At 51.5% G+C, this 15,277-nt stretch carries 14 protein-coding genes; 2 read left to right on the top strand and 12 right to left on the bottom strand.

Annotation, left to right across the window (positions count from 1 at the left end; translation table 11 throughout):
• Window position 1: 1 nt before the first annotated feature.
• The 5 genes from mgtE to serS all read right to left on the bottom strand — a co-directional run bounded on the left by mgtE (window position 2) and on the right by serS (window position 5,647).
• Window positions 2-1,354: a magnesium transporter gene (gene mgtE, locus BLP55_RS04700; RefSeq protein WP_091141172.1), complete on the bottom strand. Its 1,353-nt coding sequence runs from the start codon at window positions 1,352-1,354 to the stop codon at window positions 2-4.
• Window positions 1,344-2,123, bottom strand: coding sequence for a 16S rRNA (adenine(1518)-N(6)/adenine(1519)-N(6))-dimethyltransferase RsmA (gene rsmA / locus BLP55_RS04695; protein ID WP_091141171.1), 780 nt, complete (start codon window positions 2,121-2,123; stop codon window positions 1,344-1,346). The genes mgtE and rsmA overlap by 11 nt, the downstream gene beginning before the upstream one ends.
• Before the next feature lie 10 nt (window positions 2,124-2,133).
• On the bottom strand, window positions 2,134-2,445 hold the full coding sequence (locus tag BLP55_RS04690) for a DUF4286 family protein (protein ID WP_091141338.1): 312 nt from the start codon (window positions 2,443-2,445) through the stop codon (window positions 2,134-2,136).
• An 82-nt stretch (window positions 2,446-2,527) separates the two neighbouring features.
• A complete protein-coding gene (locus BLP55_RS04685; protein ID WP_091141170.1) occupies window positions 2,528-4,306 on the bottom strand; it encodes a tetratricopeptide repeat protein in 1,779 nt (592 codons plus the stop codon).
• A 69-nt stretch (window positions 4,307-4,375) separates the two neighbouring features.
• Window positions 4,376-5,647: a serine--tRNA ligase gene (serS, locus tag BLP55_RS04680; RefSeq protein WP_091141169.1), complete on the bottom strand. Its 1,272-nt coding sequence runs from the start codon at window positions 5,645-5,647 to the stop codon at window positions 4,376-4,378.
• A gap of 170 nt (window positions 5,648-5,817) precedes the next feature.
• Here serS and BLP55_RS04675 point away from each other — a divergent pair, with 170 nt between their 5' ends.
• Window positions 5,818-7,803 (top strand): M1 family metallopeptidase, encoded by a 1,986-nt coding sequence (locus tag BLP55_RS04675; protein ID WP_091141168.1) that lies wholly within the window; start codon window positions 5,818-5,820, stop codon window positions 7,801-7,803.
• A 224-nt stretch (window positions 7,804-8,027) separates the two neighbouring features.
• Here the strand turns inward: BLP55_RS04675 and BLP55_RS04670 are convergent, their stop codons facing one another.
• The 7 genes from BLP55_RS04670 to BLP55_RS04640 form a co-directional block, all read right to left on the bottom strand.
• Window positions 8,028-9,239: an MFS transporter gene (locus BLP55_RS04670; RefSeq protein ID WP_244503418.1), complete on the bottom strand. Its 1,212-nt coding sequence runs from the start codon at window positions 9,237-9,239 to the stop codon at window positions 8,028-8,030.
• A gap of 51 nt (window positions 9,240-9,290) precedes the next feature.
• Window positions 9,291-10,451, bottom strand: coding sequence for an acyltransferase family protein (locus BLP55_RS04665; RefSeq protein WP_091141167.1), 1,161 nt, complete (start codon window positions 10,449-10,451; stop codon window positions 9,291-9,293).
• A 2-nt stretch (window positions 10,452-10,453) separates the two neighbouring features.
• The gene (locus BLP55_RS04660; RefSeq protein WP_091141166.1) at window positions 10,454-10,843 is read right to left on the bottom strand and encodes a VOC family protein; all 390 of its coding nucleotides are present in this window, start codon (window positions 10,841-10,843) and stop codon (window positions 10,454-10,456) included.
• A 63-nt stretch (window positions 10,844-10,906) separates the two neighbouring features.
• Window positions 10,907-11,308 carry a helix-turn-helix domain-containing protein gene (locus BLP55_RS04655; RefSeq protein ID WP_091141165.1) on the bottom strand — a complete coding sequence of 134 codons (402 nt, stop codon included), beginning with the start codon at window positions 11,306-11,308 and terminating at the stop codon, window positions 10,907-10,909.
• Window positions 11,309-11,698: a DUF6597 domain-containing transcriptional factor gene (locus BLP55_RS04650; protein WP_091141164.1), complete on the bottom strand. Its 390-nt coding sequence runs from the start codon at window positions 11,696-11,698 to the stop codon at window positions 11,309-11,311.
• Window positions 11,699-11,721: 23 nt separating this feature from the next.
• Window positions 11,722-12,672, bottom strand: a complete 951-nt coding sequence (locus BLP55_RS04645; protein WP_091141163.1) for an aldo/keto reductase — start codon at window positions 12,670-12,672, stop codon at window positions 11,722-11,724.
• A 2-nt stretch (window positions 12,673-12,674) separates the two neighbouring features.
• The gene (locus BLP55_RS04640) at window positions 12,675-13,715 is read right to left on the bottom strand and encodes a Gfo/Idh/MocA family oxidoreductase (protein WP_091141336.1); all 1,041 of its coding nucleotides are present in this window, start codon (window positions 13,713-13,715) and stop codon (window positions 12,675-12,677) included.
• A gap of 149 nt (window positions 13,716-13,864) precedes the next feature.
• Between BLP55_RS04640 and rseP the strand changes: the two genes are divergently transcribed.
• Window positions 13,865-15,214, top strand: a complete 1,350-nt coding sequence (gene rseP / locus BLP55_RS04635) for an RIP metalloprotease RseP (RefSeq protein ID WP_091141162.1) — start codon at window positions 13,865-13,867, stop codon at window positions 15,212-15,214.
• Window positions 15,215-15,277 lie beyond the last annotated feature (63 nt).

Genomic DNA, 15,277 nt, shown 5'->3' with positions numbered 1-15,277 from the left:
GTTAAAAGCCCAAAATCCAGCGGGCAATTGAAAAATAGATCAGGATGCCGCAAATGTCGTTGCTTGTCGTGATGAACGGGCCGGTCGCGAGCGCGGGGTCGATCCCGAATTTATCGAGCAACAACGGCACGAAAGTCCCGATCAGCGAGGCGATCACGATCACCGAAATCAGCGCGACGGTCACAATGATCCCTATCGTAAAATCGACGTTGAGCAACACATGGCTTCCCGCGAACAAAATGGCCGCGAGGATCACGCCGTTGAGCAAACTGAGCGAAATTTCCTTTAACAATCGGTTGAACACCGAGCCGCTGAGCGTGTCGTTGGCCAAACCCTGTACGATGATCGCCGACGATTGTACGCCCACGTTGCCCGCCATCGCGGCGATAAGCGGCGTAAAGAAAAACAGGTTGCCGTGCTCGGCCATCGCGCCTTCGAACAAGCCGAGTACGCGTACCGAAATGAATCCGCCGAGCAGCGCCAAAACCAACCACGGCAAACGCGCCTTGGTGAGTTCGATGATGCTGTCGTCGGCCTCGACGTCCTGCGAGATACCCGCCGCGAGCTGGTAATCTTTGTCGGCTTCGTCCTTGATGACGTCTACGATGTCGTCGATGGTGATGCGCCCCACGAGCCGCCCGAGTTCGTCGACCACGGGGATGGCTTCGAGGTCATATTTTTGCATGATCCGCGCCACCTCTACGTCTTCGGCATCGACCTTGACCCAATTGAGTTTCGAGATGTAGACCTCGCTGATGGGCGTTTTGGTCGACGTGGTGAGCAAATCCTTGAGCGAAAGTCGTCCTTTGAGCCGGTCTTCGTCGTCTACGACATAAATCGAATGGACGCGCGAGACGTGTTCGGCCTGGATGCGCATTTCCTTGACGCACGTCAGTACGTTCCAGTTTTCGTTGACCTTGACGAGCTCTTTGTGCATGAGTCCGCCCGCGGTGTCTTCCTTGTAGCGCAACAAATCGACGATGTCCTTGGCGTGCTCGACGTCTTCGAGCTCCTGGATGACTTCTTCCTTTTTCTCCTGCGACAGTTCGGCGATGATGTCGGCCGCGTCGTTGGTTTCGAGTTCGTCGAGCTCTTCGGCGATTTCCTTGGGCGACAGCCGTTTGAGGATGTTCTCGCGCGCGTCGTCCTCGAGTTCCAAAAGGATCTCGGCGGTCTTGTCCGAATCGAGCAATTTGAAGATGTAGGTCGCGTCGTCGAAATCGAGCTCGTCGAGGATTTCGGCAATATCGGCAAAGTGGATGTCGGCCAACAAGACGTTCAGTTCCCTGTCGTCCTTGGCGGTGATCAATTCCTCGATCTGGTGGATCAGTTCTTTGCTGATTTTAAACTCCATCGGCCTCTATTTTTTGCGTAAGCGCTATGAATTCTTCGACCGAAAGCTGTTCCGGACGCAGGTCAAAGATAGCATCTTGGCGCAAATTATCGGACAAATTTAATGTTTTTAAACTGTTACGGATGGTCTTGCGACGTTGGCCGAACGCGGTCTTGACAACGGTAAAAAACAACCGCTCGCTGCACGGCAACGCGAAATTTTCCTTGCGGCGCAAACGCAACACACCCGATTTGACTTTGGGCGGCGGATTGAACACGTCTTCGCTGACGGTAAACAAATACTCGGCCTCGTAAAACGCCTGCACCAAAACCGACAGGATGCCGTAGGTCTTGGAGCCTTTTTTCTCGCAGATGCGTTCGGCGACTTCCTTTTGGAACATGCCCGAGAACTCCGGAATTTGCGCCCGAAGGTCGAGCGCCCTGAATACGATTTGCGACGAAATGTTGTACGGGAAATTCCCGATGATGGCCAGCGGCTTGCCCTCGAACACTTTGTTGATGTCGTACTTCAAAAAGTCTTCCGACAGTATGTGTCCGTGCAATTTGGGATAGTGCCCATTGAGGTAGGCCACCGATTCGACATCGATCTCGATCACATAGACATTGATGGGTTTGTCGAGCAAATACTTGGTCAGCACACCCATGCCCGGCCCAATCTCGAGCACGTGATCGTAGCCCTCAAGACTTAACGTATCGGCTATTTTGCGCGCGACGTTTTCGTCCTTGAGAAAGTGTTGACCGAGGTGTTTTTTGGCTTTTACATTGTCCATCATGAAGGGTTTAAAATTCCGAAATCACTTCGAGTTCGGTACGGAAATACAGCGCCTGATCGCCCCACAATTCGAGTCCTTTTTGACGCATCTTTGGCGCGTCTTCCAGATAGTATTGCTCAAGCGTCGCTTTGTCTTTGCAAACGTATTGCGCCGCAAATACGATGGTGTCCATGGGTTGGTCGACGTGTACGCGCACCAGCCGTGCCGATAAAAATTTACCCGTGGCCATGACCTCGGGGATGTGCTGGTTGTTCATCCAGAGCAGCCAGGCGTCGTGGATTTCTTCGGTGATGTTGATGGTGACGTTGTAGATAATCATGTTTTTGTCGAATGTCAAACGTCGAAAGTCGAACGATTGGAATTTGGTGCTTGGAATTTGGGTTTTGGAATTTGGAATTTCCCTATAGGTTACTGTCTCCCCGCAACTGCCTATATTTCTTTCGCGCCTCGACAAAATAAATACTGTCCTGGTGGTTGAACAAAATCTTTTCGTACAACGGCTTGGCCTTGTCGGGGTCGTGCAAATCTTTGTTGTAAATCTCGGCCGAAAAATAAAGCGCCTCGTCGATGTAGATGCTTTCGGCATGCCCATCGACCAGCGCCTGGTATTGTCCGAGCGCCGCGTTAAAATCGTTCATCTTTTCGAAGGTTTGGCCCAAACGCAGCAACGTCACGGGTTCGATTTCCTGCCCCTTGAACGTTTTGAGGATCGCTTGGAATTCGGCCAACGCCTCTTGGTTTTTGTTCTGGTACAACAAATAATCGGCACGCGCCAAACGCTTGAGCGCGGCTTGCGTCGAATCGGCTACTTTGTTGTCGTTGAGCAGCAAAAAATACTCGAGCGCGTCGTTGGCGATGAGTTGGGTCGAAGCCGATTTGAGCGCCTTGAACTGCTGTTGCGCCCAGTCGAAATCGCCTTTGAAATAACTGGTCTTGGCCGATTTCAAACTCGCTTCGTGCCCCACGACATCGTTCTTCAAATCTTCTTCGATTTGTGAATAATAGATCAGCGCCTGGTTGAACTTTTCTTCGAACAGCAAAATATCGGCGAGTTCCATCTTGATCTCGGCCTGCTGGTATTTCGAAAGCGGCAACCCGAGCGCGGCCTTGAGGTTGGTTTTGGCCTGTTCGGGTTTCTTCAGATAAAACGTTGCGAAATGCGCGTCGAGGATTTGCAACGGCAGCGAATACGGACTGATGCCAAACTGCTGCAACAACGCCGCCAGATCGGTTTCGATGGTCACGTAATCCTTGGGCTGGGCCGCGTCGATGCGCATTTCGGTCAGGTAGTAATGCGCGTCAATCTGCAATTCGAGATCTTGCGTGTTTTCGAGAATGAACGTAAAAATCTCCTTGGCCGTTTCGGTTTCGCCTTCCTCGATCGACAGCTGCGCGAGGTTGACGATGTTCGAGAACGTCTCAGGATCACGTTTATAAATCGCCTTCTCTTGGATGAACGCCTTGCCGTATTCCTTTTGCTGCACGTAGTACCAGCTCAGGTATTGGTTCCAAAAAATGTCCTGGTCTTTTTGCGCGCGAAGCAGTAACGATTTGCGCAGGGCTTCGTTGAACGTGGCCTCGCCGTCTTCGGTCATGAACCGCACCAACTGGTTTTGGATCATGATCAAATTTTGCGGATTGGCCTGCGATTCGGTCAAAAACATGTCGATCATCTTGCCCGTATCGCCCGACTGGCCGTACAAAAGTGCCATGTGGAAATTGAAATTGAGCGTCGGCTGCAGCGAAACGGCGAGCTGGTAGGCCTGCAAAGCATAGTCGATGAGCACGCGTCGCTCGAACGTGGGTGCCACGCTGTAGACTTCGCCCGGATTTTTCCTGATTTTTTCGAGCGCGTCCTGGTAGTATTTCTTGGCGGTCGACAGGTCTTTCTTGAGCTGGTAGTTGTAGCCCATTTCTACGAGCAGTCCGCCCATTGGATAACGCGCGATACGTTGCTGCAACGCCTTTTCGGCCACGTCGTATTGCTGCAGTTGCTGGTAGCTTTCGATCAGCCGTTGAAAGTAAAACGTATTGCCAGGCTGCGATTTGACGAGTTCCTCATAGCTGATTTTGGCCTTTTCGAAATCGCCTTTGTCGAAGTAATTCTGCGCCAATTGGTCGCTTTGGGCCAACGCACAAAACGAAACAACGCAAAAACAAAAAATCAGCAACTTCTTCATCGGGCAAAAAACAACGCACTAAAGTAACACTTTTGGTGTCAATTTAGTGCGTATTCTGGTAAGATTAACTTAATTGATCAGGTCGAACCCTGTGTATTTGCGCAACACTTCGGGAACCACGATGCCTTCGGGCGTCTGGTAATTCTCGATGATACCCGCCAACACGCGCGGCAAGGCCAACGATGAGCCGTTGAGCGTGTGCGCCAATTGGTTTTTACCGTCCTTGTCGCGGAAACGCAATTTAAGGCGGTTGGCCTGGAACGTCTCGAAGTTCGACACCGACGAAATCTCGAGCCAACGGTCCTGCGCGGTCGAAAACACTTCGAAATCGTAGGTCAATGCCGACGCAAAACTCATATCGCCACCGCACAAACGCAAAATTCGGTACGGCAGCTGGAGTTCTTCCAAAATGGTTTTGACGTGTTCGACCATACCGTCGAGCGCGGCGTATGAGTTTTCTGGTTTTTCGATACGGACGATCTCGACCTTGTCGAACTGGTGCAAACGGTTCAATCCTCGTACATGCGCGCCATACGAGCCCGCCTCACGACGGAAACACGGCGTATATCCGGTGGCCATCACGGGCAAATCATTCTCGTTAAGAATCACGTCGCGGTACAAATTCGTGACGGGAACTTCGGCTGTGGGAATCAAATACAAATCGTCCAGACCCACATGGTACATCTGGCCTTCCTTGTCGGGCAACTGGCCCGTCCCGAAACCAGAGGCTTCGTTCACCAAATGCGGCACTTGAAATTCCTGGTAACCCGCCTCGGTATTTTTGTCGAGGAAATAACTGATCAGCGCGCGTTGCAATTTGGCGCCTTTACCTTTGTATACGGGGAATCCGGCGCCCGTAATCTTGGTGCCGAGTTCAAAATCGATGATGTCGTATTTCTTGACAAGCTCCCAATGCGGCTGCGCACCGTCGTGCAACGTCGGGATGTCACCCGATTGGAATACGTTCAGGTTTTCCTCGGGCGTCTTGCCTTCGGGAACAATGTCGGCCGGCAAGTTGGGCAGCAGATACATTTTTTGCTGGAGTTCGGCCGCGAGCGCTTCGGCTTTTTCCGAAAGTTCCTTGCTTTGTTCCTTGAGCGAAACGGTTTTTTCCTTGAGGATCGTTGCTTTGGCTTTTTCGCCCGATTTCATCAAATCGCCGATGTCCTTAGAAAGTCTATTGGATTCGGCCAAAACGTTGTCGAGTTCGACTTGCGTGGCGCGCCGTTGTTCGTCGAGCGCAACGACTTCGGCCACCAATTCCTTGGCGTCGAGGTGTTTTTTGGCCAGGGCCTTGATGACCTGCTCCTGGTTTTCCCGGATGAATGCGATTTGTAACATAGCTGTCGATTAAATGAGCGCAAATTTAATCAAATTTTGATACAGTTGGGCGCAACGGATTCAAGCGCCCCGCATCTTTTGGATGAAATTGGCGAAAACGTTGCATTTTCGTCGAAATTAACACACAGTGAATAGGTTATTGTTTAGATTTGCGAAAATTTTTTGAAAAGATGAAAAACTTTTACCTGCTATTGGCCTTGGTATCGGCCACAGCCATCGCGCAAACCGACCGTCTCGAGCTCGACCAGATTGCCGAGGCCGAGAAAAAAGCTGCGGCCAAAATCATGAATTTTGTCGAGAACCCGAATACGTGGAATTACGATGTCAAGCATGCGACCATCGAATTGACGGCCGACATCGACAACTTCGTCGACGCGGGCAATGCCTACGTTTTGGAAATAGCGGGTAAGGTGACCACCAAGTTTGCCCCGCTCGAATCGACCAATACCATTACACTCGAGCTCACCAAGGGCGATGCGCCGTTTCAAATGACCGTTGCCAGTGTCACCTACGAGGGAACACCCGTGGGCTTTGTCCACAATGCATCCGATGAACTCATCATCACGTTTCCTTCGGTTCTTAACGTAGGAACCGATTATACCGTGGTGGTCGAATATTCGGGCTACCCAACCGGCAGCGGATTCGGTTCGTTTGTATGCGACTACCACGACGGAACGCCTGTCGTATGGACACTGTCTGAACCGTTTGGCGCGCGCGACTGGTGGCCGTGCAAGCAAGATTTGAACGACAAAGTCGACGAAGGCGTAGACATGTACATCACGGCGCCCAGCCAATACCGCGCCGCAGCCAACGGCATGGAACAATCGATCACCGACAACGGCGACGGTACCGAAACCACACACTTTAAACACACCTACCCGATTCCCGCCTACCTGATTGCGTTTGCGGTGACCGACTACGAGGTGTATACCCAACAGGCGGGTCTGGGTACGCCCGAAAGTCCGTTCTTTCCGATCATCAACTACAGTTTCCCCGAAGATGCCAACGCAATCGAAAACAGCGTGGCCGTGACGCCGGGCATCATGAATTTCTTTGAGGAAACCTTTGGTGCGTATCCGTTCCGTGAAGAAAAGTATGGCCATTGCCAGTTTGCCTGGGGCGGCGGCATGGAACACACCACGGTATCGTTCATGACAGCAGGCAACAACGGTTACAGCCGCAGCCTGATTGCGCACGAGCTGGGCCACCAATGGTTTGGCGACAAGGTCACGTGCGGCTCTTGGCAGGACATTTGGCTCAACGAAGGTTTTGCCACATACATGGCGGCCATGGTGGTCGAGGAATTCGACGGCGACAATTCGTTTACGACGCAAAAAGGCAACATGATCAACACGATTACGAGCCAAGCGGGCGGCGCGGTGTATTTGACACCATCGGAAGCGCTCAACGTCAACCGAATTTTCAGCAGCCGATTGAGCTACAACAAAGGCGCCATGGTGCTGCACATGTTGCGGTTCAAATTGGGCGACACGGCCTTTTTTAGCGCCTTGGGCAATTATTTGAACGACCCGCAACTCGCCTACGCCTATGCCGTGACCGACGATTTGCAGGCGCATCTTGAGACGGCTTCGGGCGTCGACCTCGACGAATTTTTCAACGACTGGGTGTACAAGCAAGGCTATCCGATTTTCGACATCACGGCACACAACACCACGCCGGGTCATGCGTCGATTACCATCAACCAAAACCAATCGCACAATTCGGTCGATTTCTTTCAGGGGCCTGTTCCCGTCAGGCTTTTGGGTTCAGGCGATCTGCAGCAGGACATCGTTTTGGAAAATACGACCGACAACCAAACGTTCAACATCGACGTGCCGTTTGTGCTTACGGGCATTGTGTTCAACCCTAAAAACGACATCATCTCACGCAACAGCGAAGCGGTTTTGTCGACGGGTTCGTTTGATTTGATGACGGCCATTTCGCTGTATCCGAATCCGGCCCACGACAGGCTGACACTCGACTTGCCGTCGGGCGTGACCGTCGAGCAAACGACGTTTTACAACGCGCTCGGCCAACAAGCCAAGACAACGCAAAGCGAGACTTCGTGGGAGGTGGCCGATTTGGCCTCGGGCGTGTATTTCCTGAACGTGCAAACCGACGCGGGAACCAAGCAGCTCAAGTTTGTCAAAAAATAGACTTTTGGCTTGGCGCTAAAACCCTTATTGAAACATTTAACAAAATGTACAGAAAATCTGTAATGGACTGTGCATTTTATTTTTTAGGGGATACCTTCATAGCCCCCTTCCCTACGGTAAAAATACATTTTTGATGTGTGACTTCCTTACAGAAAAACTGTAAACTTAGTACGCGACCAAACAACCCCAACGATAAAAAAAGTCCCCGATGCTTTCGGGGATTTTTATTCGTCAAAAGCCTTGATACGCGACACCAATATGGCAATCAGGAATCCGAACACGCCAATCAGCGCAAACGAAACGCGCAAACTGAACATCTCGGCCACATACCCAATCACGGGCGGCCCGAGCAGGAATCCAAGAAAACTCACCGACGACACAATCGTGAGCGCTTCTCCGGCAGGTACCGTCTGGCTTTTACCCGCCACGCTGTAGATTGTAGGGACCACGGTAGAAACGCCCAATCCGACAAGCATGAACGCCAGCGTCGCCACGATCAGTTTGGGTAACAAAACGGCCGTAAACAACCCAACCGAAATCATCACGCCGCTGATTTGGAGTACTTTCTTGCGGCCGAATTTGTGGGTGATGCCATCGCCTACAAAACGACCCAAGGCCATCATGATCATGAAAGAGGTGTAGCCCACGATGACCAGCGCGCCCGGCGCGTGGATGATTTCTTTGAAATACACGCCGCTCCAGTCGAACATCACCCCTTCGCTGGCCATGACGCAAAACCCGATGACGCCCAACGAGAGCAACGTTGGATCGGGTTTGGAGAAAAACTTTTGCTTTTTCTTTTTGATTTTTTCCTTGGTCACAATCAGATGGCGCTCGGCATAAACCACCAAACCCACGACCAATACCGAAACGATCGCAAAATGCTGCAACGGCGTCAGGTTGAGCGCCACCATACCCAGCCCGATGATGGCCCCTGTAAAACCCGCGATGCTCCACGCCCCGTGAAACGACGACATGATCGCTTTTTTGAACAACACCTCGACACCAACGCCTTGTGTATTGACCGCAATATTCGACAAATTGCCGCTCATACCAAAAAAGAACAACGCCGCCGAAAGCTGCCATAGGCCGTTGGCCCATCCGAGCGCGAGCAGGCTTACCACATACAACGCCATGGCCGCAAGCAATACCGCTTTGCTGCCGAACCGCGTGACCATCTTTCCCGAAAAAGGCATGATGGCAAGCTGTCCCATCGGCACGGCAAACAGGATGCTACCAAGCGCTGCTTCGTTGAGCGACAGCGCGGTCTTGACGTCGGGAATGCGGCTGGCCCAGGACGCGAAACACAAGCCCATCGCAAAATAGAACAGCGATACCGAGAACCGGATGCGGTTCAAATACGACAACTTGGCGTTCAGGTAAACGCTGTCGAACTTGGGCTTGAACTTGAATCGGTTGATGAAGAACTCAAACACGGTGACAAATTTACAAGGCTGTTTTCTAATGGCAAATTACGACAATCGCCGTCAATTTTTAGCTGTTTTCGATTTTAAATCTGACGTGAGGAACTTTTTGGCCAGCCATTTTCTAACACGCTCGTCGTATCCTTTGAGCGCGGCATACGAGAGCAGCAGAATCAGCGGAAAAAGTGACATTCCCACCCAAATGCCTTCTTCGATCGGGACTTGGTTGTTGGTCACCCACGCGTAGAAAATGTAAACGATCGGATAATGGATAATGTAGATTGGATACGAAATATCGCCAAGGAATGTACAGATTTTCTCCGACGCATTGCCGACCACTTTTCCGGTCGCGCCAAAATAAATGATGATCGGAAACAACAGGATAACCGTCAACGAATCGTACAAACCATTGGCCCACAAGTGTTCGTAACCGCCGATCCTGGGCATGCCCAACGCCGCAATCAGCAGCAGCGCCGTGCCGACGAACGTGTTTTTTCCCGTACCGACTTTGACTGCCCGACGCAACAGCATCCCAGCCAGGTATGGGAACAGCAACCTGGTGAATCCGATGTGGAGTTGCGTCGCATCGATAGACCATCCGCCGATGATGTCGCCTTTTGGACTGGTAACGCCAAGATGGATGAGCGCAACGGCGGCGATGCCCAACAAAACGGCCAACACCAATTTAGACAAGTGGCGCAAAATTAACGCATGCAAAATGTTGGCGATGTATTCAAAAAACAGCGACCACGCAGGCCCGTTGAGCGGATGCATTTCTGTCCAACCCCTGATGTCCATCGACGGCGGTACCGGAACGAGCGTGCAACCGATGACAAAAATGAGCAACATCTGTCCCAGCGACGTGTTGGCGATGTTCGGAAACATCGGCGATTCCTGGAAAAAGAAACAAAGCGCACCAATGACCATCCCGGCGATGATCATGGGGTGCAGCCTGATCAATCTTCGTTTGAAGAACGCCTTGAGGCTCATTGTATCCCAACGGTCGTCGTAGGCGTGTGCCATCACGTAGCCCGAGAGCATAAAAAAGAAATCGACAGCCAGATAGCCGTGGTTGATGAATTGCTTGACGTGGTCGCCGTCGGAATAAATCTCGAATACATGGAACAGTACGACCATCAGCGCTGCCACGCCGCGCAAGGCATCGAGGATCAGGAAATGTTGTTTGCTATCGGCAAAGACCGACGCGGTTTTCAGGTCGCTCATAGTCATTCTGTTATTTCGATAATGTTTCGTTCAGGATCGAGGATGACGCTTTCGTAGTAGCCATCTCCAGTCACCCTGGGCTCGCTGACGATCGGGTAGCCGTCTTCGCGAAGCTGGTCGGTCAGTCGATCGACGGCCATCCGGTCTCCGACCGAAATCGCCAAATGTGTCAGCCCTGGCGAAAATAAACTTTTTCGGGAACAATCGGATAAATCTGGCCGGTGCATGATTTCGATCGTCGTCGAGGCACCGTCAAAAAACAGAAAATAGGACGTGAAGTCGTTTTTGGCATTGCGGTATCTTTCGCCTGCCTCAACCTGAAAATATTTGGCGTAAAAATCCTTGGTCTTTTCCAGGTCGTTTACCCACATGGCTACATGATTTACCTTCATCTCTATTGATTTGAACGGCAAAACTACGCGCCAGCAACTTGCGGAAATTGTATATTTTAAACACTATCGGAATATCCGGAAATTGTAGTTGATGATTTGGCTTTGCTTGTCGGCGGTTTTGATCAAATCAAGGTAGGTTTTGGGCGTCTGGTCAATGAACAGCTTGAACTCGCGGATGAAATGCGCCTGGTCAAAATAACCCGAGTCAATGGAAATGGCGGTCAGACTTTCATCGCTGTCGATCAGGTTGCAGAGCGATTTGCGGAATTTGATCAACCGTTCAAATTTTTTGGGCGACAAACCGATGGTGTGCGAAAAACGCCTGTTCAACGACGTATAATTGGTGCCGTTTTCGACGCAATGGGCCTCGATGGTTGTGGCCCCGTTCCAACGGAATGCGCTGTAAAAATCGATGATCGGCCACATTTTTTTGTAGGCATCTTGATTGAAAAGGCCGTCGAGCATTTAGTAGATTTGTCCGATGATGTCGTTACGGCCTGGCTGCTCGTCGCGCTTGAAATTACCCGATGGCAACAAAATCGAGCGGTCGATCAGTTCCTTGCCCGACAACCGAAAAAACGGAAACAAACCAAACGCAAAAAAACGAATCCCGACAAGTCTCGTGCCTTCCGGATACTTCAGGTAACTGGTTTTTAACGCAATCCCTTCAACTTGAGCACTGTCGATCCGCACGCCATTTCTTTCATAATAGGAATCCCCGATTGGAAAAATGATACTGACGTACTGGTTGGGCGGGACATTGACTTCGACATCCTCGCCGGTATTTTCTACCGTCCAGATCCGCTCGATCAAATCGGTGAACTTCTCGGGTTTATGGGTTTCGAACTCTAGCATCGCTTCGCATTGGATTTATCCGATCAATAAGCGCTGGCTATGTCGAGCACCGCGATTGCATCGGCCTCCAACTTTAGGCTTGGCGCCTGGACGATGCTGTCGAGTTGCAGCAAACTGGTGGCGCTCACAATCGGTGCCGTCACCGACTCGCGGTGAATGAGCCACGCCAATGCCACGGCAGCCGGCGTCGATTGGTATCGTTTCGAGATGTCGTCGAGCGCAGCCAAAATCGCGAACCCGCGGTCGTTCAAATAATTGTCCATCTTGCCGCCGCGCGGGCTTTTGATGATGTCGGCGTGTTTGCGGTATTTGCCCGTGAGGAATCCGCTTTCGAGCGAATAATAGGTGATGACGCCGAGTTGGTTGTTCATGACAATCGGTTCGTACGCGTCTTCAAACCCTTGGCGCGCATACAAATTGTAATGCGGTTGCAGCGTTTGGTATATCGGCAGATGGTGGTCGCGGCTGGTATCGAGCGATTCCTGCAACCGTTCGGGCGACATGTTCGAGGCGCCTATCACGCGTACCTTGCCGTCCTTGATGAGTTGGTCATAGGCTTCGAGCGTTTCGGACACGGGTGTCGATTCTTGGTCAAAATGCGTCTGGTACAAATCGATGTAATCCGTCTGCAAACGACGCAGCGAATCCTCGGCGGCCTTGACGATGTAGGCCTTGCGCAATCCTTTTTTGCCATCGCCCATGTCGCTGCCGACCTTGGTCATCAAGACGATGTTGTGTCTATTTTTCTTTTCCTTCATCCATTTCCCGATGATGATTTCTGATTCGCCGCCCACATTGCCGGGCGCCCAACGCGAATACACGTCGGCGGTGTCGATGGCGTTGCATCCGGCTTCGGTAAAATGGTTGAGCAAATCGAACGATTGTCTTTCGTCTATCGTCCAGCCGAACACGTTGCCGCCGAATACGACGGGCGCGATCTGCAAACCGGACTGTCCGAGTTTTCTGTGTTCCATAACTACAATTTGATGGGTTTCTTTTGGATGTTGCTTTCGATGGCGGCCCCGATGATGCGCATCACGTTGACGCCGTCCTGCGCCGATACGGGCACCGGTTCATTTTTGCGGATGGCCTTGTGCAACGCGTCGAAAAAACCGTAGTAGTTGCCGTGCAACGTGGGGATGTTTTCGCGCACGGTGCTGCCCTCGATTTCGGTGTGCAGCACGCCCGATTTGTAGACGGGTTCTACGCCCCAATCGGACACCATCGGTTTTTTGCCTGCCTTGAGTTCGTCTTCCTGCACATCACCGCGGCTCTTGATCAGCGAGCCTTTTTTGCCGTGGACGATGTAGGACGGCAAGGGTTCGCGGATGAAGAAACTGGCCTTGAGTCGCACGCGAAACGTCGGATAGTACAGTGTGATGTCGAACCAATCGTCTACGACCGAATAGTCGCGCGTGATGCGGATGTCGGCATAGACCGACTCGGGAAAACCAAACAGCACCAACGCCTGATCGATGATGTGCGGTCCCAAATCCTTTAAGATTCCCGCGCCAGCACTGGCCGATTCCTTGTGTTTCTTGGCGCTCAAATCGGGGCTGTATCGGTCGAAATGGATCTCGGCCTCGACGATATCGCCCAAAATATCCTTGTCGAGCAGCTCCTGTACCGTCTTGAAATCGCTGTCCCAACGACGGTTTTGGAACACGGCGAGCTTGCGTTTTTTTTCGTCGGCCAAATCGCGTAACGCTTCGGCCTCGGCCACCGTCGTGGTGAACGCCTTTTCGACAAGTACGTGTTTGCCCGCCAGCAGCGCTGCTTCGGCGTATTCGAAGTGGGTATCGACGGGGGTGTTGACCACCACCAGATCGACATCGTCTTGGAGTACCGCGTCTAAGGTTGGATAGCTCTTGACGAGCGGAAAATCGTCTTGGATCAGGTGTTTGGAACGCTCCCAGGCGCCGGTGAGTTCAAATCCGGGGTGCAGTTCCAAAAAAGGCGCGTGGAAAATCTTGCCCGACATCCCGTAGGAAAGTAATGCTGTCTTGATTTTTTGCATGGCGTAGTATTGTCTTTCAAATTTACCCGACTTGGCGCGATTGACGAAACAACACACGCAGTATTAACAAACATTTAAATGTGTAAATCCCGCGCGGCTTGCGAATGGTAACGAGAAAACACTATTTTTGTGCGCATTATATTTATGTTATGGAAATTGTCATCAAGCTGTCGCAATTTTTGCTGAGCTTATCGTTACTCATCATACTCCACGAACTCGGGCATTTCATCCCGGCCAAATTGTTCAAGACGCGCGTCGAGAAATTTTATTTGTTCTTCGACATCAAGTTTTCACTGGTCAAGAAAAAAATCGGCGAAACCGTATACGGCATCGGTTGGTTGCCACTGGGCGGATACGTCAAGATCTCGGGCATGATCGACGAAAGCATGGACAAGGAACAAATGGCGCTGCCGCCGCAGCCTTGGGAATTTCGCTCAAAACCGGCCTGGCAAAGGCTCATCATCATGCTGGGCGGGGTGACCGTGAACTTCATTTTGGCGTTCTTGATTTACATCGGGATGGCTTATGCGTATGGGGATTTTTACCTCAACAACGACCAGATCAAGGACGGCGTTTGGATCACGAGCAAAACGATTGAAAAGGCGGGCATCAAAACCGGCGATAAGATTGTTTCGATCGACGGCGAAAACATTACGCGTTTCGACAATTCGATCAACGGCAAATTACTCACGGCCAAAACGGTAGTCATCGAACGCGATGGGCAAAAGCAAACCGTGACGCTTCCAAAGAATTTCATCGGAACATATGTAGACGATGCCAACAAATCGGCACTCGTCGGGCTGCGTATGCCGTTCGTTGTCGGCGGATTGTCGGACGATTCCCCAAACAAGAACGCACTTCAGAAAAAAGACATCATCACCAGCATCGGCGGCATGCCTACCCGATACATGGACCAGGTCATGGCGTTCATCGAATCGCACCCGAACCAGAAGGTCCCAGCGACAGTCGTCCGCAATGAAAAGACCGAGAACGTGACGTTGCAAATCAACGACAAAGGCAAACTGGGCGTGGCGCTCGGTTCGCTCAAAGAAGAAAATCTGGCCAAACTCGGATACTATAATTTTAGCCGTGAAAACTACGGGTTCTTCGAATCGATTCCGGTTGGCCTCGAGCGCGGCAAAGAACAACTGGTGGGTTACGGCCGTCAACTCAAGATGATTTTTACGCCGAGCACAGGCGCTTACAAAGGCGTGGGCGGCTTCAAGGCGATTTTCGACATCTTCCCGAACAGCTGGAGCTGGGAAGCATTCTGGGGCATCACCGCCATCCTCTCGATCATGCTCGGTGTCATGAACCTCTTGCCCATCCCCGCACTCGACGGCGGACACGTCATGTTCTTGCTTTACGAAATGATCACGCGCCGCAAGCCAAGCGACAAGTTTATGGAACATGCGCAACTGGTGGGCTTTGTGTTGCTTATTGGCTTGCTTTTGTTCGCCAACGGCAACGACATTTATAAGGCCATCGCGGGCAAGTAATATTTTTTCAAAAAATTGCGGATTTTGTTTGCTGAGAACAAAAATCGATTTATATTTGCACCG

Origin of the sequence: Flavobacterium caeni, from assembly GCF_900101895.1 — a bacterium.
Lineage (GTDB): Bacteria > Bacteroidota > Bacteroidia > Flavobacteriales > Flavobacteriaceae > Flavobacterium > Flavobacterium caeni.
This window is presented reverse-complemented; position numbering and strand designations above follow the sequence as displayed.

Bases quoted from the DNA above. Each gene is read 5' to 3' on its own strand.
- BLP55_RS04675 (WP_091141168.1), top strand. From the start codon at position 5,818: ATGAAAAACTTTTACCTGCTATTGGCCTTGGTATCGGCCACAGCCATC.
- BLP55_RS04640 (WP_091141336.1), bottom strand. From the start codon at position 13,715: ATGCAAAAAATCAAGACAGCATTACTTTCCTACGGGATGTCGGGCAAG.
- BLP55_RS04665 (WP_091141167.1), bottom strand. From the start codon at position 10,451: ATGAGCGACCTGAAAACCGCGTCGGTCTTTGCCGATAGCAAACAACAT.
- BLP55_RS04650 (WP_091141164.1), bottom strand. From the start codon at position 11,698: ATGCTAGAGTTCGAAACCCATAAACCCGAGAAGTTCACCGATTTGATC.
- BLP55_RS04685 (WP_091141170.1), bottom strand. From the start codon at position 4,306: ATGAAGAAGTTGCTGATTTTTTGTTTTTGCGTTGTTTCGTTTTGTGCG.
- BLP55_RS04645 (WP_091141163.1), bottom strand. From the start codon at position 12,672: ATGGAACACAGAAAACTCGGACAGTCCGGTTTGCAGATCGCGCCCGTC.
- rsmA (WP_091141171.1), bottom strand. From the start codon at position 2,123: ATGGACAATGTAAAAGCCAAAAAACACCTCGGTCAACACTTTCTCAAG.
- mgtE (WP_091141172.1), bottom strand. From the start codon at position 1,354: ATGGAGTTTAAAATCAGCAAAGAACTGATCCACCAGATCGAGGAATTG.
- rseP (WP_091141162.1), top strand. From the start codon at position 13,865: ATGGAAATTGTCATCAAGCTGTCGCAATTTTTGCTGAGCTTATCGTTA.
- serS (WP_091141169.1), bottom strand. From the start codon at position 5,647: ATGTTACAAATCGCATTCATCCGGGAAAACCAGGAGCAGGTCATCAAG.
- BLP55_RS04660 (WP_091141166.1), bottom strand. From the start codon at position 10,843: ATGAAGGTAAATCATGTAGCCATGTGGGTAAACGACCTGGAAAAGACC.
- BLP55_RS04690 (WP_091141338.1), bottom strand. From the start codon at position 2,445: ATGATTATCTACAACGTCACCATCAACATCACCGAAGAAATCCACGAC.
- BLP55_RS04655 (WP_091141165.1), bottom strand. From the start codon at position 11,308: ATGCTCGACGGCCTTTTCAATCAAGATGCCTACAAAAAAATGTGGCCG.